General features: G+C 63.6%; 24 protein-coding genes and 2 pseudogenes. 13 read left to right on the forward strand and 13 right to left on the reverse strand.

From position 1 onward, the window contains the following. Positions 1-81: 81 nt before the first annotated feature. Positions 82-897, reverse strand: coding sequence for a M48 family metallopeptidase (locus ACPFMA_RS24615; RefSeq protein ID WP_037062075.1), 816 nt, complete (start codon positions 895-897; stop codon positions 82-84). A 156-nt stretch (positions 898-1,053) separates the two neighbouring features. Between ACPFMA_RS24615 and ACPFMA_RS24620 the strand changes: the two are divergent. The 3 genes and pseudogenes from ACPFMA_RS24620 to ACPFMA_RS24630 all read left to right on the forward strand — a co-directional run. Beyond that, positions 1,054-1,906: pseudogene (locus ACPFMA_RS24620) on the forward strand (cache domain-containing protein); the annotation flags it as partial. Between the two features lie 230 nt (positions 1,907-2,136). Beyond that, a pseudogene (locus ACPFMA_RS24625) lies at positions 2,137-2,337 on the forward strand (HAMP domain-containing protein); the annotation flags it as partial. A gap of 114 nt (positions 2,338-2,451) precedes the next feature. After that, complete coding sequence (locus ACPFMA_RS24630; RefSeq protein ID WP_372239085.1) at positions 2,452-3,195, forward strand: methyl-accepting chemotaxis protein; 744 nt, start codon at positions 2,452-2,454, stop codon at positions 3,193-3,195. A 9-nt stretch (positions 3,196-3,204) separates the two neighbouring features. On the opposite strand, the gene ACPFMA_RS24635 is transcribed toward ACPFMA_RS24630, so the two are convergent. The 3 genes from ACPFMA_RS24635 to ACPFMA_RS24645 are packed head-to-tail and all read right to left on the reverse strand — an operon-like array spanning position 3,205 to position 4,278. Beyond that, a complete protein-coding gene (locus ACPFMA_RS24635; RefSeq protein WP_064303620.1) occupies positions 3,205-3,825 on the reverse strand; it encodes an SOS response-associated peptidase in 621 nt (206 codons plus the stop codon). 10 nt (positions 3,826-3,835) lie between these two features. Next, on the reverse strand, positions 3,836-4,096 hold the full coding sequence (locus tag ACPFMA_RS24640; RefSeq protein WP_009405902.1) for a putative signal transducing protein: 261 nt from the start codon (positions 4,094-4,096) through the stop codon (positions 3,836-3,838). Then, positions 4,096-4,278, reverse strand: a complete 183-nt coding sequence (locus ACPFMA_RS24645) for a CPXCG motif-containing cysteine-rich protein (protein ID WP_425928934.1) — start codon at positions 4,276-4,278, stop codon at positions 4,096-4,098. Before ACPFMA_RS24645 ends, ACPFMA_RS24640 begins: the two co-directional genes overlap by 1 nt. A 107-nt stretch (positions 4,279-4,385) precedes the next feature. Between ACPFMA_RS24645 and ACPFMA_RS24650 the strand changes: the two genes are divergently transcribed. After that, complete coding sequence (locus tag ACPFMA_RS24650) at positions 4,386-5,552, forward strand: 1-acyl-sn-glycerol-3-phosphate acyltransferase (protein ID WP_425928935.1); 1,167 nt, start codon at positions 4,386-4,388, stop codon at positions 5,550-5,552. Between the two features lie 112 nt (positions 5,553-5,664). Here the strand turns inward: ACPFMA_RS24650 and ACPFMA_RS24655 are convergent, their stop codons facing one another. Next, complete coding sequence (locus tag ACPFMA_RS24655; protein ID WP_425928936.1) at positions 5,665-5,796, reverse strand: hypothetical protein; 132 nt, start codon at positions 5,794-5,796, stop codon at positions 5,665-5,667. After that, positions 5,793-5,960 (reverse strand): hypothetical protein, encoded by a 168-nt coding sequence (locus ACPFMA_RS24660; protein WP_425928937.1) that lies wholly within the window; start codon positions 5,958-5,960, stop codon positions 5,793-5,795. Before ACPFMA_RS24660 ends, ACPFMA_RS24655 begins: the two co-directional genes overlap by 4 nt. 158 nt (positions 5,961-6,118) lie before the next feature. Here ACPFMA_RS24660 and ACPFMA_RS24665 point away from each other — a divergent pair, with 158 nt between their 5' ends. Next, positions 6,119-6,325, forward strand: a complete 207-nt coding sequence (locus ACPFMA_RS24665; protein WP_009405910.1) for a hypothetical protein — start codon at positions 6,119-6,121, stop codon at positions 6,323-6,325. 171 nt (positions 6,326-6,496) lie between these two features. Here ACPFMA_RS24665 and ACPFMA_RS24670 read toward each other — a convergent pair whose 3' ends face one another. Then, a complete protein-coding gene (locus tag ACPFMA_RS24670; RefSeq protein WP_009405912.1) occupies positions 6,497-7,081 on the reverse strand; it encodes a YajG family lipoprotein in 585 nt (194 codons plus the stop codon). Between the two features lie 171 nt (positions 7,082-7,252). Between ACPFMA_RS24670 and ACPFMA_RS24675 the strand changes: the two genes are divergently transcribed. Next, on the forward strand, positions 7,253-7,486 hold the full coding sequence (locus ACPFMA_RS24675; RefSeq protein WP_420057634.1) for a hypothetical protein: 234 nt from the start codon (positions 7,253-7,255) through the stop codon (positions 7,484-7,486). A 603-nt stretch (positions 7,487-8,089) separates the two neighbouring features. Next, entirely contained in the window at positions 8,090-9,595 is a 1,506-nt protein-coding gene (gene mqo, locus ACPFMA_RS24680) for a malate dehydrogenase (quinone) (protein WP_425928938.1), read from the forward strand. A 203-nt stretch (positions 9,596-9,798) separates the two neighbouring features. Here the strand turns inward: mqo and ACPFMA_RS24685 are convergent, their stop codons facing one another. The 4 genes from ACPFMA_RS24685 to ACPFMA_RS24700 form a co-directional block, all read right to left on the reverse strand. Next, positions 9,799-10,089 carry a PA4642 family protein gene (locus ACPFMA_RS24685; protein WP_064303617.1) on the reverse strand — a complete coding sequence of 97 codons (291 nt, stop codon included), beginning with the start codon at positions 10,087-10,089 and terminating at the stop codon, positions 9,799-9,801. Between the two features lie 61 nt (positions 10,090-10,150). Continuing rightward, on the reverse strand, positions 10,151-10,618 hold the full coding sequence (locus ACPFMA_RS24690; RefSeq protein WP_064303616.1) for a hypothetical protein: 468 nt from the start codon (positions 10,616-10,618) through the stop codon (positions 10,151-10,153). Positions 10,619-10,685: 67 nt separating this feature from the next. Beyond that, positions 10,686-11,159, reverse strand: coding sequence for a WbuC family cupin fold metalloprotein (locus tag ACPFMA_RS24695; protein ID WP_425928939.1), 474 nt, complete (start codon positions 11,157-11,159; stop codon positions 10,686-10,688). Between the two features lie 4 nt (positions 11,160-11,163). After that, on the reverse strand, positions 11,164-11,721 hold the full coding sequence (locus tag ACPFMA_RS24700) for a hypoxanthine-guanine phosphoribosyltransferase (protein ID WP_009405927.1): 558 nt from the start codon (positions 11,719-11,721) through the stop codon (positions 11,164-11,166). Positions 11,722-11,886: 165 nt separating this feature from the next. On the opposite strand from ACPFMA_RS24700, the gene upp reads away from it, so the two are divergent. Together upp and ACPFMA_RS24710 are read left to right on the forward strand one after the other, a co-directional pair. Then, on the forward strand, positions 11,887-12,525 hold the full coding sequence (upp, locus tag ACPFMA_RS24705; RefSeq protein WP_009405928.1) for a uracil phosphoribosyltransferase: 639 nt from the start codon (positions 11,887-11,889) through the stop codon (positions 12,523-12,525). Positions 12,526-12,527: 2 nt separating this feature from the next. Then, a complete protein-coding gene (locus ACPFMA_RS24710) occupies positions 12,528-13,802 on the forward strand; it encodes a uracil-xanthine permease family protein (RefSeq protein WP_009405930.1) in 1,275 nt (424 codons plus the stop codon). A 61-nt stretch (positions 13,803-13,863) separates the two neighbouring features. Here ACPFMA_RS24710 and hemH read toward each other — a convergent pair whose 3' ends face one another. Further along, complete coding sequence (gene hemH / locus ACPFMA_RS24715; RefSeq protein WP_425928940.1) at positions 13,864-14,877, reverse strand: ferrochelatase; 1,014 nt, start codon at positions 14,875-14,877, stop codon at positions 13,864-13,866. A 12-nt stretch (positions 14,878-14,889) separates the two neighbouring features. Next, a complete protein-coding gene (locus ACPFMA_RS24720; protein ID WP_420057629.1) occupies positions 14,890-15,792 on the reverse strand; it encodes a TIGR01777 family oxidoreductase in 903 nt (300 codons plus the stop codon). A 191-nt stretch (positions 15,793-15,983) separates the two neighbouring features. Here ACPFMA_RS24720 and ACPFMA_RS24725 point away from each other — a divergent pair, with 191 nt between their 5' ends. The 4 genes from ACPFMA_RS24725 (at position 15,984) to phrB (ending at position 20,356) form a co-directional block, all read left to right on the forward strand. Beyond that, positions 15,984-16,970 carry an NAD(P)/FAD-dependent oxidoreductase gene (locus ACPFMA_RS24725; RefSeq protein ID WP_425928941.1) on the forward strand — a complete coding sequence of 329 codons (987 nt, stop codon included), beginning with the start codon at positions 15,984-15,986 and terminating at the stop codon, positions 16,968-16,970. 111 nt (positions 16,971-17,081) lie between these two features. Then, entirely contained in the window at positions 17,082-18,038 is a 957-nt protein-coding gene (locus tag ACPFMA_RS24730; RefSeq protein ID WP_425928942.1) for a YbgA family protein, read from the forward strand. Further along, complete coding sequence (locus ACPFMA_RS24735) at positions 18,028-18,969, forward strand: MerR family transcriptional regulator (protein ID WP_425928943.1); 942 nt, start codon at positions 18,028-18,030, stop codon at positions 18,967-18,969. The genes ACPFMA_RS24730 and ACPFMA_RS24735 overlap by 11 nt, the downstream gene beginning before the upstream one ends. After that, on the forward strand, positions 18,929-20,356 hold the full coding sequence (phrB, locus tag ACPFMA_RS24740) for a deoxyribodipyrimidine photo-lyase (RefSeq protein WP_425928944.1): 1,428 nt from the start codon (positions 18,929-18,931) through the stop codon (positions 20,354-20,356). The genes ACPFMA_RS24735 and phrB overlap by 41 nt, the downstream gene beginning before the upstream one ends.

Genomic DNA, 20,356 nt, shown 5'->3' on the forward strand with positions numbered 1-20,356 from the left:
TTACCCGCGATTACGCCGGTGAATTCACCATCGCAATCGCGGGTGAACCCGCTCCCACAGGGATCGGCGCAGGCCTGAGATTTACTTTTTCGCCTGCTCGTACAGCGGCATTACCTTCGGAATCGCCGCCTGCAACGAGGCAATGCGGCTATCCGAAGCCGGGTGGGTGCTCATGAACTCGGGCGGTGCCTCGCCCCCCGAGGCCTGGGCCATCTTGTTCCACAGGGTGATCGCGGCGTTCGGGTTGTAGCCGGCGCGGGCCGCCAGCTCCAGGCCGATCAGGTCGGCCTCGTTTTCGTTGCTGCGGCTGTTGGGCAGGGTCAGGCTGTACTGCACGACGGTGTCGGCCAGTTGCAGGCTGTCTTCACCCAGGCCGAGCAAGGCACCGGCGCCGGAACGCGCCATCTGGATGCCATAGGCCTTGGACATCGCTTCGCGCCCGTGCTCACGCAGGGCGTGGGCGATTTCATGGCCCATCACCGCGGCGATTTCATCGTCGGTCAGCTTCAGCTTGTCGATCAGGCCCGTGTAGAAAATGATCTTGCCGCCAGGGCCGCAGTTGGCGTTGAGCTCGTCGCTCTTGATCAGGTTGACCTCCCACTGCCATTGCGCCGAATCCGGGCGGAATTTCGGCGCCTGGGCGATCAGGCGATCGGCGATGGCCTGGATCCGCTTGGCATTGGCGCTGGTCTTGTCCAGCACACCCTTGCCGGACGCCTCGCCAAGGGTCTGCTGGTAGGACTGGGCGTACATCTGGTTGACCTGGTCGGTCGACAGCATGCTGAACATGTACTGCTTGCGCTCGACCCCGACCGCGCCGCCGCTGGTGGTGTTCACCGCCTGGCAACCGGCCAGGATCGAAGCGCCCAAAGCACCGACAACAATCAATCTACGCATGAAAAAACTCCCTTCTGACATGGGCCGTATCCTAGGACGGCGCAGGTGTTCGCGCCACAACACAAGCAAAGATTTCTCTCGGACCGCCTAATGATTTAGTGGTTTCGCGCCGATAACAGCGGAGCAAGGCGACCTTCCCCTGCGTTCGGAGCTCCCATGAAGTTCAAGTCGATCCAGTTTTCCGTTGCCGCCCTGGCGGGCGCTATCGTGTTGAGTATCGTCGCGGCACTGGTGCTGTATGCAGTGATTTCCGGGGCCCGGACCCAGGACCTGGTGGAACGCCGGACCCAGGAGCAGTTCGATGCAGTGATCGAACAGCGCCTCACTGCCCTGGCCCAGACCCAGGCCAGCCAGATTCTCCGGCGCCTGGAAGCGCCACTGTTGATCACCCGCGGCATCGCGACCACCAATGCCCAGATCGGCCTGAAGGACGAAGCCGGCAACTCGCGCCTGAAGGTCGAGCGCGAGCAGTTGATCGGCCTGCTCAAGCAGACTCTTGTGGATAACCCGCTGCTGCTGGGCACCTATGTCGCCTGGGAGCCGAATGGCGTCGACCGTAATGACGGCAGCTATGTCGGCACCACGGTCGAAGGCATTGATCCGGCCAATGGCCGCTTCCAGCCCTGGTGGTACCGCAATACCGACGGCAGCCTCGCCCTTGAGAAACTGGTCGACCTGAGCAACGACACCCTGCTTTCCACCGGCGTGCGCGCCAGCGAGTACTACCTGTGCTCGAAGGAAAGCAAGCGGGCCTGCGTTATCGACCCGGCGCCATACAAGGTCGGCGACAAGATGGTGATGCTCGCCTCCTTTATCCAGCCGATCCTGGTCGACGGCCAGTTCCACGGCATCGTCGGCGCCGACCTGTCGGTGAACTTCATCCAGGACCTGCTCAAGGCTGCCGACGCGCAGCTCTACGACGGTGCCGGCGAGCTGGCGCTGGTCGCCAACAACGGCCGCCTGGTCGCCTATACCAGGGACGAAGGCAAGTTCGGCGAGAAGGCCAGCGATGTCCTGCCCGCCGCCGACACCGCCGGCCTGGGCAAGCTCAGCGGCGACGCCCTGCGCTATGAACTGGACCGCGACGGCGGGCAGATCCGCCTGTTCCTGCCGTTCCAGATCGGCGATACCGCGCAACGCTGGACCCTGCTGATCGACCTGCCGCTGAGCGCGGTGATGGCCGACGCCGAGAAGATGCAGAACGAACTGAGCGAGCAACGCCGCACCGACCTCACCGGCATGACCCTGGTCGGCCTGGCCATCGCTGCCCTCGGCCTGCTGGTCATCTGGCTGCTGGCCCACGGCATCGCCCGCCCGCTGCGGCAGATGGTGGCGATGCTCGACGATATCGCCCAGGGCGAAGGCGACCTCACCCGCCGCCTGCACAGCGACCGCGCCGACGAACTGGGTTCGATCGCCAAAGGCTTCAACACCTTCCTCGGCAAACTGCAGACCATGATCAGCCAGGTGGTGACGTCGGTGCAGAAGGTCAGCGACTCGTCGGAGCACACCGCCGACATCGCCATCCGTACCAACCAGGGCGTGCACAAGCAGATGGCGGAGATCGATCTGGTCGCTACCGCCGTCCATGAAATGACCGCCACCGCCCAGGATGTCGCGCGCAATGCCACCCATGCCGCGCAGGCCGCGAGCAACGCCGACCAGGCGGCCAACCAGGGCCTGTCGATCGTGCGCGACACTTCGCAGTCCATTACCGCGCTGGCCGACGAGATCGGCCGCGCCGTGGGCGTGGTACAGACCCTGGCCCGGGACAGCGAGAACATCAATGCGATCCTCGTGGCGATCCGCGCCATCGCCGAACAGACCAACCTGCTGGCCCTCAACGCCGCCATCGAAGCAGCCCGGGCCGGTGAGCAGGGTCGTGGCTTCGCCGTGGTCGCCGACGAAGTGCGCAACCTGGCGCAGAAAACCCAGCAGGCCACCGAAGAAATCCAGCAGATGATCCAGCAACTGCAGCAAGGCACACGCGATGTCGTGCGGGTGATGGAGGACAGCCAGGGCAAGACCGACATCAGCGTGCAGCAGGCGGCGAAGGCTGCGGATGCGCTGGAAAGCATCACCCGCGCGGTGTCGGTGATCAATGACATGAACACCCAGATCGCCAGTGCCGCCGAGGAACAGAGCGCGGTGGCCGAGGATATCAACCGCAACGTGATCAATATCGGCCAGGTCGCCAACGAAGTGGCCGGCGGCGCCGACGAGTCGAGCAGCGCCAGTGCCGAGCTGACCAAGCTGGCGGAGCAGCAGCGCCGGCTGATCAACCAGTTCCGCGTTTAACGCAGGGAATCACGCCGGGGTCAGGCACTCCGGCGCATCGAGCCTGGGATCATTGACGAAGTTGGCCAGCACCCGCTCGCGCAAGGCGGCGGGCGGACTGGCCAGCAGGGCATGGAGGTCGGCCAGCGGGGTCTCGGGATCCAGCCAGGCGGCCTGTCCTGCCGCATCGAGGATCAACGGACGGCGCTGGGTCATGGCCGGCTGGGTCACCACCGCCGTACTCAGCCAGACCTGCTCCTGCACCGGATACGCTTCCCAGATCGCCGCGAAGAACAACGACGCGCCCTCCCCTGGCGTCAGCCAGTACGGGCGCTTGCGCGCGGTGCCGCGCCACTCGTAGAAACCGTTGGCCGGCAGCAGGCAGCGGCGTTTGGCGAAAGCGTCGCGGAACATCGGCTGGTCGGCCAGGGTTTCGGCGCGAGCGTGGGCCGGAGTGCGGGTCAGGTCGGTGAGCCAGGACGGCGTCAGGCCCCAGCGGGCACGGGCCAGGGTCAAGCGGTCGGCTTCGCGGCGCTGGATCAGTACCTGGGCACCCGGGGAGATGTTCCACTGCGCCTTCTGGTCAGCAGGGAAGCCGGGCAGCGCGGCGAAGGCCGGCGACCAGCGAAAGAGAGCGTAGCGTCCACACATCAGGCAAAACCTAGCAAATCAGGATTCCGGGGAAACTCTCCGGCTCGTCGCCAGGAAGCGGCTGGGCAGCATTGTACGCGGCGATCAGTTGCCGTGCGTACTCGGCCTGGTCATCCGGCACGGCAAGGCCGAGCAAGCCCTGCAACGGCAGCTCGCCGATACCGCCCATCAGGTCGCGGCCGACCAGATGGGCATCCACGCCTTCGTTGCCGAGCATGCCCAGCAGGACTTCGGCTTCCAACAGGTTTTCCGGATCGTAGATTCGCTGCATCAATCATTCTCGGCTTTCACGTCGAGCATCCATTCGTCACCGTGCACCTGCAGGATGAAGAGGACCGGCTTGCAGCAGACCTGGCAATCTTCAATGTACTGCTGGTCGCCGCCCGAGAGGTCGACGGTGGTTTCCACTTCTTCACCGCAATAGGGACAATCGTAGAGCGCAGTTTCGAGCATCGCGGCCTCCGCGGTTACTTATGCGTATAATTGCCGGTCCTGCGCCCCGAGCCCGGATTTGCGGCGCAGCCCTACCCTTTACCCTAGTCGTTTCACAACAAGAGAGCATGATGGGCGAATTCGATGCCATCCGACCCTATGACGACGCTGAAGTCCCTGCCGTTCTGGCACGCCTGCTCAGCGATCCGGCATTCCTCGATATCCTGACCCGGTTCCGCTTTCCGCGGATGGCCAATGGCTTCGGCTGGCTGCTCAAGCCGCTGATCGCCCGGCGCCTGCGCAAGGAGTTCGCCGGGGTGAAGTGTGTGGCAACCCTGCAGGACAAGGTCGAGTTCTACGTCGATCACACCATCGAACGGGCCACCGACGGTGTTACCTACACCGGCGTCGAGCAGTTCAAGTCGGGCACCGCCTATCTGTTCCTGGCCAACCACCGTGACATCGTCATGGACCCGGCCTTCGTCAACTACGCCGTGTACCACGCCGGCCTGCCGACCCCGCGCATCGCCATCGGCGACAACCTGCTGCAAAAGCCGTTCGTCAGCGACATGATGCGCCTGAACAAGAGCTTCATCGTGCACCGCTCCATCAGCGGCCGGCGCGAGAAGCTGGCGGCCTACCAGTTGCTTTCGGCCTACATCAACCACTCGATCCGCAAAGACGGCGCGTCGATCTGGATCGCCCAGGCCGAGGGCCGGGCCAAGGACGGCGACGACCGTACCGATTCGGCGATCCTCAAGATGTTCCACATGAGCCGCAAGGACGAGCCGTTCGGCGAGGTGATCCAGTCGTTGAACCTGAGCCCGGTGTCGATCAGCTATGAATACGACCCGTGCGACCAGGCCAAGGCCCGCGAGCTGTATATCCGCGCGACCACCGGCACCTACACCAAGGCGCCGGGCGAGGACGACCTGAGCATCGGCCTGGGCATCACCGGCTACAAGGGCCGGGTGCATATCAACTTCAACGCGCCGGTGACTGCGCTGTTCGAGGACACCAAGCAACTGGCGGCGCATATCGACAGGCAGATTCTCGGCGGCTACCGGTTGTTCCCGGTGCACTACCTGGCGTATGCGCAATGGACGGACGCTGACCCGCAATTGCGGGTGCCGAAGGCCAACGAGGTGTTCGGTGCCGAAGAGCTGGCCAAGGCCCAGGCGGAGTGGCAACGGCGGCTGGAGGCTTGTCCTGAAGAGCACCGGCCATACCTGGTGTTGCAATATGCGATGCCGGTGCGCAATCAGTATCGGGTCAAGGCCGGGTTGCCTTTGTAAGGTCAATGCAAGACCTTGTGGGAGCGGGTTCACCCGCGATGACGCCAGTGAATTCACCATTGCAATCGCGGGTGAACCCGCTCCCACAGGGTACAGAGTTGCTCTTACGAGCTCAGATCCAGGTACTGACCCACGACAACAGCAGGGCCATCGCCAGGAAGGCAAAGCCCATGCTGTAGTGGAAGCGATTGACCCGCTGGGTCAGCAGGTCGATCGCCGCTTCACCTGCGGGCAGGCTGTTCATGGCCCGCGCCGCGCGGCGGCGGGCAGGCTGTTCATGGCCCGCGCCGCGCGGCGGCGGGCGCCGTGCAGGAGCAGGCCCGCCGGGCAGGTGAGCACAAGGGCGAACAGGTTGATGAGTTTGGCCGGGTGGGCAACGAACAGCCCCCAGAGCATTTGCAGCGACATCGCCTTACCTCGAATTGACCACGATTGCATCGGAACGCGCGCATTCTACCCAAGCGCCCGGCTCGCGCTCGTGCTTTGCGACCAAATGACCGGCGCCGTCATACGTTCGTCATGATCCCGGGCCACCCTGTCGCACTCGCAACGCACAGGAGCTTGTCATGCTGCACGCCGAAAACCAGGATCGCCTCTATCTGATTGCCCAGAGCGAGGAGCAGGAAGCGCTGATCGACGGTTTGGCCTTCAATGTCCAGGACCGCCAGTGGCTGGTCTATTGCGCGCTGGGCGGCCACCAGCACGAGCATTTGCCGGAGATCGACAGCCAGACCGGCATCAGCGTGCTCGATTTCTACGTCGAGGCAGCCTGAAGGATCAGAACAGCACCACGCCCCCTGTGGGAGCGGGTTTACCCGCGATTGCGTCGGTGAGCCCACTACCGCAATCGCGGGTGAACCCGCTCCCACAGGGGGCGTGTAGCCCAGAAGAAAAAGCCCGCGCCCTGATACAGGACGCGGGCTTTTGCGTTTCTGCGGTAAGGCTTACTCGCCCAGCACCTGACCGATGGTCGGGTCCTTGAACAGGCGGGTCAGCGCATCGCTGAGCACGTCGCTGACCAGCTTGGTATTGGTTTCCTGGTTCGGCGCCATGCCGAAGCGCTGGTCCAGGGACGCACCGTAACGGCCGCTGTAACGACGGTTGGCGTTGTTCACGTCAGCCTTGAAGGTGGCGCCGATGGTCGCTTCGGTGACGTACATGCCCTCTTTCGGCGACTGGTATTTCAGTTCCGCCAGGGTCACGGTCAGCTGCGGCGCATTGTAGGCATTCGGCGTCGGGGTGAAGCCGAGCAGACGCACGGCAGCTTCGGCCTGTGCCTGCAGCTTGGGCAGCACATCATTGCCGGTCACGGTGATGGCGCTGGTTTCCGGGTACAGGCCGCCGCGGGTGCCGAGGGTCTGGGTGCCACGCCCATCGACAACCCGCACCACCACCGGCTGGCCATGGCCAACGGGAGCGAGCTGGGCGGTGAGTTTCGGTTGCGGGCTGAGTTGTTGCGGACTATGGGCACAACCCACCAGGGTCAGGCTGGTCACAGCGATCAAACCGAACAACAAACGTTGCAACATGCTCATCTCTCCTGGAATGGCGAAAAAGGGCGCCAGTATACCCAGCGCCCGCGGCGCCAGTCATCGGATCCCTGCAGGGTAAGACCCTTCTTTCATCCACGGATTCCGCTGTCACACGCACTTCATCATCACCGGCTTATCCTTGCGCCAGCCCCCACAAGGTACTTCGCCATGAACAGCTTCTGGTCCCTGCTCTTCAAGCGCCAGCCACAACGCCACTTCGCCCGCCTCGATGCCAGTGGCCTGTGCCAGGCATTCAAGTGCTGCGAGCTGCCGCCCGTCGGCGCCGGCTGGGTCGAAGTCAACGAGCCCGCGCTGTGCTGGCTGAACCGCCCCCTGCCCGCCAGCGCCCGGCTGGTGCAGCGTCGTCGTGGCAATCTGCTGCGGCGCACGCTGGCCGCCTGACGGGCGCGCAAGAAAAGTCTGCAATAAAGGCCATTTCTGCCCGCGACATCGTTATAATCTGCCCCCGATTATAAGGACGTCTCCTGATCGGGCCCCGCAACACCGCCAATGTCATGCATCGGCATTCCCAAGATCGCCCACAGAGAGCCGTTCACACAGGTCTTGCGCAGCCGGTGTGCCCGCTTTTCGGCCCTCCACGCTCTGCACTGAACCTGACGAGCCTGCCCTGCACGGCTCCTTTTTGAGGTTCACGACTCCAAAAGAGCGTGAAAAAACGGGTTTTCACAACTTCACAAGAGTGTGGCGAGCATGAACAGTCTGGTATGTGCAAAAGCATCATCAGTACCCCTGGCAGCTTCAGGCAGTGGGTATCGGCCCTCATCCGAGGTGAACGACTGAGGCCGGTCCACAGCGCACGACGGGCACCTCGACCATAAGTCGAATTGCCGAACCGGCCGCTGGATGCGTTCATATGCAACGTAGAGAGCCCGGTTGGCAGTGTCCGTGAACGTTGGAAAAACTGTGAAGTAGCGGATAGGGCATTCCGGCGGGTCCGGGGTCCTATGCTGTCAATTAGGTGCTGATGATTTTGGAGATGCGTTAATGGCGCAGAACGAAGCAGTCGATGTAGTACTGGTGGGCGCGGGCATCATGAGTGCCACCCTGGCCGTGCTGCTCAAGGAGCTCGACCCGGCGATCAGGCTGGAAGTCGTCGAGTTGATGGATTCGGGTGCCGCGGAAAGTTCCAATCCGTGGAACAACGCCGGTACCGGCCATGCCGGGCTGTGTGAACTGAACTACACGCCTCAGGCTGCCGACGGCAGCATCGACATCAAGAAAGCGGTGCACATCAACACCCAGTTCGAGGTTTCCCGGCAATTCTGGGCCTACCTGAGCAAGAAAGGCGCGTTCAGCTCGCCACGGGCGTTCATCAACCCCGTGCCGCACCTGAGCTACGTCGAGGGTGACAAGGGCATCGCCTTCCTCAAGAAGCGCTACGAGCTGCTCAAGCAGCACCACGCCTTCGCCGAAATGGAATACACCGAAGACCATGCGGTGATGAAGGACTGGATGCCGCTGATGATGCCGGGCCGCCCGGCGGACCAGAAGATCGCCGCGACCCGCGTCATGAAAGGCACCGACGTCAACTTCGGCGCCCTGACCAACAAGCTGCTCAAGCACCTGGGCAACGCTGCGGACGCGCAGGTCAAGTATTCCAAGAAGGTTACCGGCCTGCGCCGTAACGGCAGCGGCTGGACTGTCACCGTCAAGGACGTCAACAGCGGCGGCAGCCGTGATGTCGATGCCCGCTTCGTGTTCCTCGGCGCCGGTGGCGCGGCCCTGCCGCTGCTGCAGATGTCGGGCATCCCGGAAAGCAAGGGCTTCGGTGGCTTCCCGGTCAGCGGCCAGTGGCTGCGTTGCGACAATCCGGAAATCGTCAAGCAGCACCAGGCCAAGGTCTACAGCCAGGCCGCCGTGGGCGCTCCGCCAATGTCGGTACCGCACCTCGATACCCGCGTGGTCGATGGCAAGAAATCCCTGCTGTTCGGCCCATACGCCGGCTTCACCACCAAGTTCCTCAAGCACGGCTCGTTCCTCGACCTGCCGCTGTCGGTGCGCATGGGCAACATCGGTCCGATGCTGGCCGTGGCCCGCGACAACATGGACCTGACCAAGTACCTGGTCAGTGAAGTGATGCAGTCGATGGAACAGCGCCTGGACTCCCTGCGCCGCTTCTACCCGGAAGCGAAAGCCGAGGACTGGCGCCTGGAAGTGGCTGGCCAGCGCGTGCAGATCATCAAGAAGGACCCGAAGAAAGGCGGCATCCTGCAGTTCGGTACCGAACTGGTGGCTGCACAGGACGGCTCGCTCGCCGCGCTGCTGGGCGCTTCACCAGGCGCCTCGGTGACCGTGTCGATCATGCTGGAACTGATCGAGCGCTGCTTCGCCGACAAGGCCAAGGGTGCCTGGGCCGAGAAGCTCAAGGAAATCTTCCCCGCCCGGGAGAAGGTCCTGGCGGCCGACGCCGAGCTGTACCACAAGGTCGCGGCCTACAACGACGAGGCCCTGGGCCTGGTCGAAAGCAGTCCGGCGCCTAGCTACGCCTGATCTGCACCCATGAAAAAACGCCCATCTGGGCGTTTTTTTATGTCTGCCGATTTGTGATGCTTACACCACTGGAAAGCACAATACAGCCCCTGTGGGAGCGGGTTCATCGGGGCGCCGAACCGCCGCGATTACGGTGGTGAATCCACCTACGCAATCGCGGGTGAACCCGCTCCCACAGGGTCGGCGTCAGGCCATAGAGATGTTCAACCCCGGGCCTTTTCGATGATCTCGATGTATTCCGGCGCATTGCGCTGGTCGGCGATTACCTCGACGAAGGTCTTGCCGTGCTCGTCCTTGCCGTCCAGGTCATAACCTGCCTCGACGAAGAAACCGACGAAGCGCTCGAAGTCGTCGATGCGCATGCCGCGGTAGCCCTTGATCAGCTTGTGATGCGAAGGGGAGCCCTGGCCCTCGGCCGGCTCGTACTGGAGGAAGGATTTGACGTAGTCGTCGCTGATTTCGTCGCCAATCACCTGCTTCTTGTCTTTACGCATTACCGACTCCAACTGAACCATCAAGGACATTTTCCAATGGGCCGGGAGTGTACCCCGCCGCTCAGCGCGTGCGAAGGGTTCCGGTATGCAGGTCGGCCCAGATATGCCCGTTGGCGTAGCTGAGGAACTGGACGTAGACAATGTCGTTGCGCAGCAGGTCGAGGATCACCTGGTACTGCGCCGGCGCATAGTTGAGGGTCAGGGTGCGGGTCGCGCTGTCGTAGGCCGGTTTGCGCAGGCTCTTGCCCTCGCCGTCGAAGCTGATGACCACCTGGCTGATGCTGGCGCCCTGGTTCAGCGGCTTGCCCTTGAGGCGCATGGTCAGCGACGAGGTGATCGGCAATGGCTGCTGGCTGGACTGGCGCTGGTTGCCCACTACCACCGAATAGCTGGTGACCTGCAACAGTTGCTGGCTTTCCGGAGCATCCTGGCGTACGGCCAGTTCATCCGGCGGCAGGAACTGCCCATGCATCGGCGCAGCAGCGACGGGAAAACCGAGGAACAGGAGAAGCGGGAGAATCGCACGCATGACAGGCTCCTTGAAGGCGGCCTGGCACTCTAGCATGGCAAAAGGGCCCTGGCGGGGCCCTTGCGGATCAATCGAACTGCGCAAGCATCCAGGCTTGATAGGCTGCCACCTCCGGCTCGCCTTCCCGCGGCGCCCAGGGTGCCATGTCGCCGTCGGCCACCGGACGATAAGGCCCGGCCTTGCACTCGAACATCACGCTGTCGCGTTCTAGCACCACCAGGCCATGGAAAATCCCCGGCGGCAGGTCGACGCCCAGGCAGTCCCCACCCGGCTCCAGGATACGCTTGTCGATGACCGTGCCCGCCTCGTCGAAAATCAGCAGGCCCAGCTTGCCCTTGAGCACGATCAGGGTTTCCGCCTTGTCCAGCGCCTGGTGGCGATGTGGCGGGATGTAGGTCTCGGGCTGCAGGCCGACCGCCATCCGGTGGCACGGATCTTCCATCGCATGGAAGTTATGGTGCTGACGTCCGCGTGGGCTCTGCGCGGCCTTCTGCGCGACATCGGCAAACAGCGTTTGATCGAGGAACTGGGTGTTGCTCACGGTTTCAGAGTCCTTTGACGGCATAGATGCCATTGGCGTTGCGCCAGTAGCCTTTGTAATCCATACCATAACCGAAGACGTAGCGATCGACGCAGCTCAGCCCGGTGAAATCGGCCTTCAGGCCAGGGCTGGCCTTGCGCTCATGGTCCTTGTCGATCAATACCGCCGTATAGACGTTGCGCGCCCCGGCATGGCGGCAGAAATCAAGAATCGCGCTGAGGGTATGACCTTCGTCAAGGATGTCGTCGATGATCAGCACGTCGCGGTCGATGAACGAGACTTCCGGCTTGGCCTTCCAGAACAGGTCGCCGCCGCTGGTCTGGTTGCGGTAGCGGGTGGCGTGCAGGTACGAGGCTTCCAGCGGGAACTGCAGCTGGGTCAGCAGTTTGCCGGCGAAGATCAGGCCGCCATTCATCACGCAGAACACCACCGGGTTGCTCTCGGCGAGCTTTTCGCTGATTTCCACGCCGACGCGGACGATCGCCGCTTCGACTTCGGCTTCGCTGTGCAGGCAGTCGGCTTCCCGCATGACTTGGCGGATGTGCTCGAGATCAGCGGACATGAATGCTCTCCAGGTGGTCAGGTTTTGGAAAAGCGGGCAAAGGTACGCATCCACACGCACCAGATCAAGCATTTATGGACTAACGTCCTGTATGCCTATAGGAGCACGTGGACGAATAGATTAATCTAGCGCGGTTTTTTTGCCCGCATTCCGGAGCCCTCCCCTATGCCCATCCGTGAGATCCGCCATCCGCTGATCCGCCACAAGCTCGGCCTGATGCGCCGCGCTGATATCAGCACCAAGAACTTTCGCGAACTCGCCCAGGAAGTCGGCGCGCTCCTGACCTACGAGGCCACCCAGGACCTGCCCCTGGAAAGCTATGAAATCGATGGCTGGTGCGGCAAGGTCCAGGCCGAGAAGATCGCCGGCAAGAAGATCACCGTGGTTCCGATCCTGCGCGCCGGCATCGGCATGCTCGACGGCGTGCTGAGCCTGATTCCGGGCGCCAAGGTCAGCGCCGTGGGCGTGGCACGCAACGAGGAAACCCTCGAAGCGCACACCTACCTGGAAAAACTCGCGCCGGAAATCGACCAGCGCCTGGCCCTGATCATCGACCCGATGCTGGCCACCGGCGGTTCCATGGTCGCCACCATCGACCTGCTCAAGCGCGCCGGCTGCAAGGACATCCGTGCGATGGTCCTGGTCGCGGCGCCGGAAGGCATCGCCGTGGTGGAAAAAGCCCACCCCGACGTACAACTGTTCACGGCTTCGATCGACCAGCGCCTGAACGAAGACGGCTACATCATTCCCGGCCTGGGCGATGCCGGCGACAAGATCTTCGGTACCAAGCAGAAGGACGCCTGAGCATGCAGGACGAGTTCAACGACCCGCTGTGGCGGCAGATCGTCTCGGGCGCGCAGATGCTCTTCGTGGCCTTCGGCGCCCTGGTACTGATGCCGCTGATCACCGGCCTGGACCCGAACGTGGCACTGTTCACCGCAGGCCTGGGAACCATCCTGTTCCAGGTGGTGACCGGCCGTCAGGTTCCGGTGTTCCTCGCCTCCAGCTTCGCCTTCATTACCCCGATCATCCTCGCCAAGGGCCAGTTCGGCCTGGCCGAGACCATGGGCGGGGTGATGGCCGCCGGCTTCGTCTACACCTTCCTGGGCCTGGCGGTGAAGATCAAGGGCACCGGTTTCATCGACCGCCTGCTGCCGCCGGTGGTGATCGGCCCGGTGATCATCGCCATCGGCCTGGCCATGGCGCCGATCGCGGCGAACATGGCCATGGGCAAGGCCGGTGATGGCAGCGTCCTGATGCCGTACAGCACGGCGATGATGATCTCCATGCCGGCGCTGCTGACCACCCTGATCGTCGCCGTGTTCGGCAAGGGCATCTTCCGCCTGGTGCCGATCATCGCCGGCGTGCTGGTGGGCTTCGCACTGTCCTTCGCCTTTGGCGTGGTCGATGTGGCCAGGATCGCCGCGGCGCCCTGGCTGGAACTGCCGAAGTTCACCGCCCCGGCGTTCAACTGGCAGGCCATCCTGTTCATTGTCCCGGTTGCCCTGGCTCCGGCGATCGAGCATATCGGCGGAGTGATCGCAGTGGGCAGCGTGACCGGTCGCGACTACCTGAAGACCCCGGGCCTGCATCGCACGCTGCTGGGCGACGGCATCGCCACCACCACTGCCGGCCTGTTCGGCGGCCCGCCCAACACCACCTACGCCGAAGTCACCGGCGCGGTGATGCTGACCAAGAACTACAACCCGAAGATCATGACCTGGGCGGCGATCTTCGCCATCGTCCTGGCCTTCATCGGCAAGTTCGGTGCGCTGTTGCAAAGCATCCCGGTACCGGTGATGGGCGGGATCCTCTGCCTGCTGTTCGGCTCCATCGCGGCGGTGGGCATGAATACCATGATCCGCCACAAGATCGACCTGAGCGAGGCTCGCAACCTGGTGATCGTCTCGGTGACCCTGGTGTTCGGTATCGGCGGCGTGCTGGTCGGCAGCGGCGACGGCCCGGACGACTGGGGCCTGAAGGGCATCGCCCTGTGCGCCATCGTGGCCATCGGCCTGAACCTGCTGCTGCCGGGCAACGATAGCTGGAAGAAGAAAGTGATGGACGATCATCTGCCGTGAGCCGGTGATCCTCCGCTGAACGAAGAAGGGGCTGCATGTGCAGCCCCTTCTTCGTTTCAGGTCAGGCCCGCTCGCAGAGCGTGGCCAGGGCCTCGATCCATTGCGGATGGTCATTGAGGCACGGCACCAGGGTAAGCTCCTCGCCGCCCGCCTCGATGAACTGCTCGCGGCCGCGGTCACCGATCTCCTCCAGGGTCTCGATGCAATCGGCGACGAAGGCCGGGCACATCACCAGCAGCTTCCTGGTTCCGCCCTTGGCCAGCTCGTCGAGGCGCGTTTCGGTGTAGGGCTCGATCCACTTGGCCCTGCCCAGGCGCGACTGGAAGGATACCGACCACTTGCCGTCCGGCAGGCCCATCTGCCGGGCGAACGCCTCGGCGGTGCGCAAGCACTGGGCGCGGTAACAGACGGCAAGGGTCTCGGCCGGGGCGTTGCGACAGCAGTCGGCATTCTGCAGGCAGTGATTGCCGGTAGGATCGACTTTCTTCAGATGCCGTTCCGGCAGGCCATGGAAACTCAGCAGCAGGTGATCGAACGCCTGTTGCAGGTACGGCCTGGCACTGGCGACCAGCGCATCGATGTACTCGGGCTGGTCATAGAAGGGACGCAACTCGCGCATCTCCAGCGGCAGGTTCTGCTCGCGGATGGTGGCCCTGGCCTGCTCCACCACGGTCGTCACGGTGCTATCGGCGAATTGCGGATAAAGCGGCGCCAGGGTCACCTTGCGTACGCCCTGGGCGGCAAGGCGCTGCAGGACCGTCGGCAGCGCCGGCTCGCCGTAGCGCATGGCGATTTCAACCGGGCCGTGACGCCAATGAGGACGCATCGCCTCCTGCAGGCGCCGGGTCAGCACCACCAGCGGCGAACCCTCCGGCCACCAGATGGAGGCATAGGCGTGGGCCGACTGTTCCGGGCGTTTGATCAGGATCAGCGACACCAGCAGACGCCGAACCGGCCACGGCAGGTCGATGACATACGGGTCCATCAGGAACTGGTTGAGATAACGGCGCACATCGGCGACGGAAGTGGACGCCGGTGAACCCAGGTTGACCAGCAGCAGAGCATGATCGGTCATGCAACATCCTTTTCAGAGGCGCGCAGACAAGTCGTCCAGCGCCGATTGCACATCGTTGAAACGGAAGGTGAAACCCGCCGCCAGGGCCCGGACCGGCCGGGCCCGCTGGCCGCCGAGCAGCAGCGTGGACAACTCGCCCAGCCCGGCCTTGAGCACCAGCGCCGGCAACGGCATGAAAGCCGGACGATGCAGGGCTCGCCCCAGGCGCCGGGCGAACTCGCGATTGCGCACCGGCTCCGGAGCGCAGGCATTATAAGGACCGCTGGCGTCCTCGTGCTGCAAGAGAAAATCGATCAGGGCGATTTCGTCGTCCATATGGATCCATGGCATCCATTGCCGGCCATCGCCGATAGGCCCGCCCAGCCCGAGCTTGAACGGCAGACGCAGGCGCGACAAAAAGCCGCCCTCGGCGGACAGCACCAGCCCGGTCCTGATCAATGCCACGCGAATGCCCAGGGCCTCGGCACGCAGTGCGGTTTCTTCCCAGGCGATGCACAATTGGCTGGCGAAGTCTTCCTTCACCGGTCGTGACGCTTCGGTCAGCTCGCGTTCGCCACCGTCGCCATACCAGCCCACCGCCGAGCCCGACAGCAGCACCGACGGTCGCTGCTGTCGCCGCTCGAGCCAAGTGAGCAGGTGTTCGGTCAGGGTGATCCGGCTTCCCCACAGCTGCGCGCGCCGGGCCGCGGTCCAGGGGCGATCGGCAATCGGTGCACCGGCCAGGTTGACCACCGCATCCAGCACCCCGTCGCCGTAGTCGTGCAATTGGCCGATACCTCGAACTCCCGCGCCACACAGCTTTCCAACTTCATCAGGGCGCCGGCTCCAGACGGTCAGGTTATGCCCCTGATCCTGCCAATGACGACACAACCGCTGTCCGATAAGGCCTGTACCGCCGGTCAGCAATATATTCATGGCCGTGTCCTCTCTGTGGCGTGTGCTGGTCTATTTTTAAGAGCAAGGCACTTTTTTGACCGTTCACTCTGGGATAAACATAGGCCAACCTGTTGTAAAGAGCCGGTTAATCTTATACACAATGCCAGGGTTGTACAGGTTTTATTGACAGCGAGGCTGTCCGTACACATCACGGGTTCGAAGAGGCCATCATGACTGTACCTATCGCCATCATCGGTGCCGGCATCGCCGGACTCTCCGCAGCGCAGGCATTGCAGAAGCAGGGGCTGGCCGTTCACCTGTTCGACAAGGGCCACGGCAGCGGCGGGCGCATGGCCAGCAAGCGCAGCGACGCCGGCGCGCTGGACCTCGGCGCGCAATACTTCACCGCGCGCGACCGGCGCTTCGTCGAGCAGGTCCAGCACTGGCAGGACAAGGGCTGGGTCGCCGAGTGGAAACCGCAGCTGTACAACTATCGCGACGGCCAGTTGACCCCGTCCCCCGACGAACAGACGCGCTGGGTCGGCGTGCCGCGCATGAGTGCGATCACCCGCGGCCTGCTCAAGGACGTCACGGTGAACTTCAGTTGCCGTATCAGCGAAGTGTTTCGCGGCAAGCACTACTGGCACCTGCAGGACACCGACGGCTGCAGCCATGGCCCGTTCAGCCGGGTCATCGTTGCCGTCCCCGCCCCCCAGGCCACGCCGTTGCTGGCAGCCACGCCGAAACTCGCCGCGGCCGTGGCAGGCGTGCAGATGGAGCCGACCTGGGCCATCGCCCTCGGCTTCGACACGCCGCTCGATACGCCGATGCAAGGCTGCTTCGTCCAAGGTTGCGCACTCGACTGGCTGGCGCGCAACCGCAGCAAACCGGGCCGTGACGAGCACCTCGACACCTGGGTCCTGCATGCCACTTCGAGCTGGAGCAAACAGCACATCGACCTGCACAAGGAGGCCGTGATCGAGCAGTTGCTGGGCGACTTCGCCGAACTGGTCGGCTGCGCCGTACCCGCCCCGAGCTTCACCCTGGCGCACCGCTGGCTGTACGCCCGTCCCGCCGGCAGCCATGAATGGGGCGTGCTGGCCGATGCCGACCAAGGCCTCTATGCCTGCGGCGACTGGTGCCTGTCCGGTCGGGTCGAGGGGGCCTGGCTCAGCGGCCAGGAAGCAGCGCGTCGGCTGATCGAACACCTGGAATAAACCCTGCGGGCATGGCGACCTCTACAGGGATATTGACTTGTACAACCTTGGGCCTATGCTAGGCGTAAGTTGTACATGTTTTTATCTTTGTACAAGAAAGGTCGTCACCGCATGTCCCACACCAAGCCGAAAATCGCCCTCAGCGCCTGCCTTGCCGGGGCAGAAGTCCGCTTCAACGGCGGCCACAAGCAGTCCCGTTTGTGTACCGATGTGCTGGCCGAGCACTTCGAACTGCTGCCCGTCTGTCCGGAAGTGGCCATTGGCCTTGGCACGCCACGCGCGGCGATCCATCTCAGCGGTGACCCGGAAAACCCCCGGGCCGTTGGCAGCCGTGATCCATCCCTGGACGTTTCCGACGCGCTGCGCGCCTACGCCGAGCAAACCGCCGTGGAGCTGGACGACATCTGCGGCTACATCTTCATGCAGAAATCCCCGTCCTGCGGACTGGAGCGCATCAAGGTCTACCAGGCCAACGGCTATCCGGCACGGCAGCTCTCCAGCGGCCTTTACGCCGCGCGCTTCCGCGAACTGCGCCCTGACCTGCCATTGGAAGAAGAAGGCCGCCTGCACGACCCGGTGCTGCGGGAAAACTTCATTACCCGGGTGCTGGCCTATGCCGACTGGCAGCGTTTGCGCAGCGAGGGGCTGAGCAGGCATGCACTGATCGCCTTCCACTCGCGCTACAAGTACCAGTTGATGGCGCACAACCCCGAACAGTACAAGGTACTCGGCAAGCTGCTCGGCAGCATGACGCGCCAGGATGATCCCGAGGAACTGGGCACGCGCTATTTCAGCCAGTTGATGAGCGCCCTGTCGCGCTGCGCCAGCCGTGGCACCCATGGCAACGTGCTGATGCACCTGAGCGGCTATCTGCGGGACTTCCTCGGCCCACAGGACAAGCAGGAAATCCGCCGCCTGATCGATCAGTACATGGCCGGCGTGGTACCGCTGGTAGTGCCGATGACCCTGCTCAAGCACCATCTGCGACATCACCCCGATCCCTACCTGCTGGCCCAGGTCTACCTGCAACCGCATCCGGAAAACCTGAGCCTGCGCAATGCCATCTGATCAACTGCTGCCAATCCGCGAAATCGCCCGCCTCACCGGGGTCAACCCGGTCACCCTGCGCGCCTGGGAACGACGTTACGGCCTGGTGGTGCCACAGCGCACCAGCAAGGGCCATCGCTTGTATAGCAGCGACCAGGTACAGCGGATCCAGGCCATCGTGTCCTGGCTCAACCGCGGTGTCGCGGTCAGCCAGGTCCTGCCGTTGCTGGACGCCGATCCGCCACCGGCAGGGCGCAATACGGGAGATGACTGGTCCGTGCTGTCGGCACACCTGACCAACTGCATCGCCCACCTTGGCGAACGTCAGCTCGACCAGCAGTTCAACCAGGCCATGGCGCTGTATCCGGCGGCCACCCTGTGCGAACAACTGCTGCTGCCGTTGCTGGACCAACTGGAAGTGCGCTGGCAGGTTCATCCTTGTGCCCAGGTGGAACGGGCATTTTTCCACAGTTGGCTGCGCAGCAAGCTGGGCCTGCGGGTCTACCACAACAACCGCCAGCTCAACGGCGTGCCGGTGCTTTTGCTCAGCACCGGCAACCAGGCCATCGATCCGCACCTGTGGCTGTGCGCCTGGCTGGTCAGCGATGCGGGTTGCCCGGTGGAGGTCTTCGATCTCCCGCTGCATGGGCGCGACCTGGCCATTGCAGCAGAACGCCTCGGCGCCGGGGCATTGCTGCTCAGCGTCAATACCGTTGCGGACTGTGAGCAACTGCGTCGCGACCTGAATCCGCTAGAGGTGCCGAAACTCCTGTTCGGCGCTGCGGTCATCCTTCATAAGCAAGCATTGGGCGATGATCCAGGCTGGCATCTGCTCGATACGCCATTGGCGGCACAGCGTTGCCTTCACGGCCTGGGAGCGCTTGCTGCCCCTATCTCCACGGAAACCCTGAATGCAACTGATCTGGCTGCGCAACGACCTGCGAATCCATGACAACACCGCACTGTGCGCCGCCAGCGAACGCGGGCCGACCCTGGCCCTGTGGCTGGTCAGTCCCGGGCAATGGAAAGAACACGACGACGCGCCGTGCAAGGTGGATTTCTGGCTGCGCAACCTGCGCGAACTCCAGGGAGCACTGGCCCACTACAACATCCCGCTGTTGATCCGCCATGCCGAGCACTGGCGAGACGCGCCGCAGGTGGTGCTGGAGGTCTGCCAGGCACACGGCGTGCAGGATGTGCACGTCAACGAGGAATACGGCATCAACGAAACCCGGCGTGACCGCCAGGTTGGCGAGCTGCTGCAGCGTCACGACATTCGCCTGCACAGCCACCTCGACCAGTTGCTGTTCAAGCCGGGCACGGTTTTGACCAGGAACGATGGTTACTTCAAGGTCTTCACCCAGTTCCGCAAGGCCTGTTACCAGCGCCTGCACCATGCCCTGCCGCCGTTGCAGAGACTGCCGCGCAAGCAGGACAGGCCAGCCGTGGCCAACGACGCCATTCCCGAAGCCATCGAAGGCTTCGCGCTCCCCTGCGACACGCTGCGCGACCTGTGGCCGGCAGGAGAACGCCACGCCCGCAAGCGTCTGAAGGATTTCGCCCAGGACGCCATGGCCGACTATCCCGAGCAGCGCGATATACCGTCGGTGGACGGCACCAGCCAGCTTTCGCCCTATCTCGCGGCCGGCGTGGTCTCGGTGCGCCAGTGCCTGCACGCGGCGCTTGCGCACAATCACGGCGAGTTCGAGAGCGGCAACCCCGGCGCGGTTACCTGGATCAACGAACTGCTCTGGCGCGAGTTCTACAAGCATGTGCTGACGGGGTATCCACGGGTCTCACGTCACCGCGCCTTCCGTCCGGCCACCGAGGCAGTGCAATGGCGCGATGCCCCCGAAGACCTCAAGGCCTGGCAGGAAGGCCGCACCGGCGTGCCGATCGTCGACGCCGCCATGCGGCAACTGCTCGCCACCGGCTGGATGCATAACCGTCTGCGTATGGTCGTGGCGATGTTCCTGAGCAAGAACCTGCTGATCGACTGGCGCAAGGGCGAAGCATTCTTCATGCGTCACCTGATCGACGGCGACCTCGCCGCCAACAACGGTGGTTGGCAGTGGAGCGCCTCGACCGGAACCGATTCAGTGCCTTATTTCCGGGTATTCAACCCGGTGAGTCAGTCGGAACGCTTCGACAAAAAGGGACGCTTCCTGCGACACTGGCTGCCGGAGCTGAAAGACCTCGACGACAAGGAAATCCACAGCCCCGGCGGCCTGTTTTCGGTAAAGGGTTATCCACAACCCATTGTCGATCTGGGCATGAGCCGCCGCCGGGCCATCGAGGCATTCAAACAACTCCCGAAAGAACAAGAAGTCGAGCACTAA

This window comes from Pseudomonas sp. NyZ201 (assembly GCF_049860765.1).
GTDB lineage: Bacteria > Pseudomonadota > Gammaproteobacteria > Pseudomonadales > Pseudomonadaceae > Aquipseudomonas > Aquipseudomonas bharatica.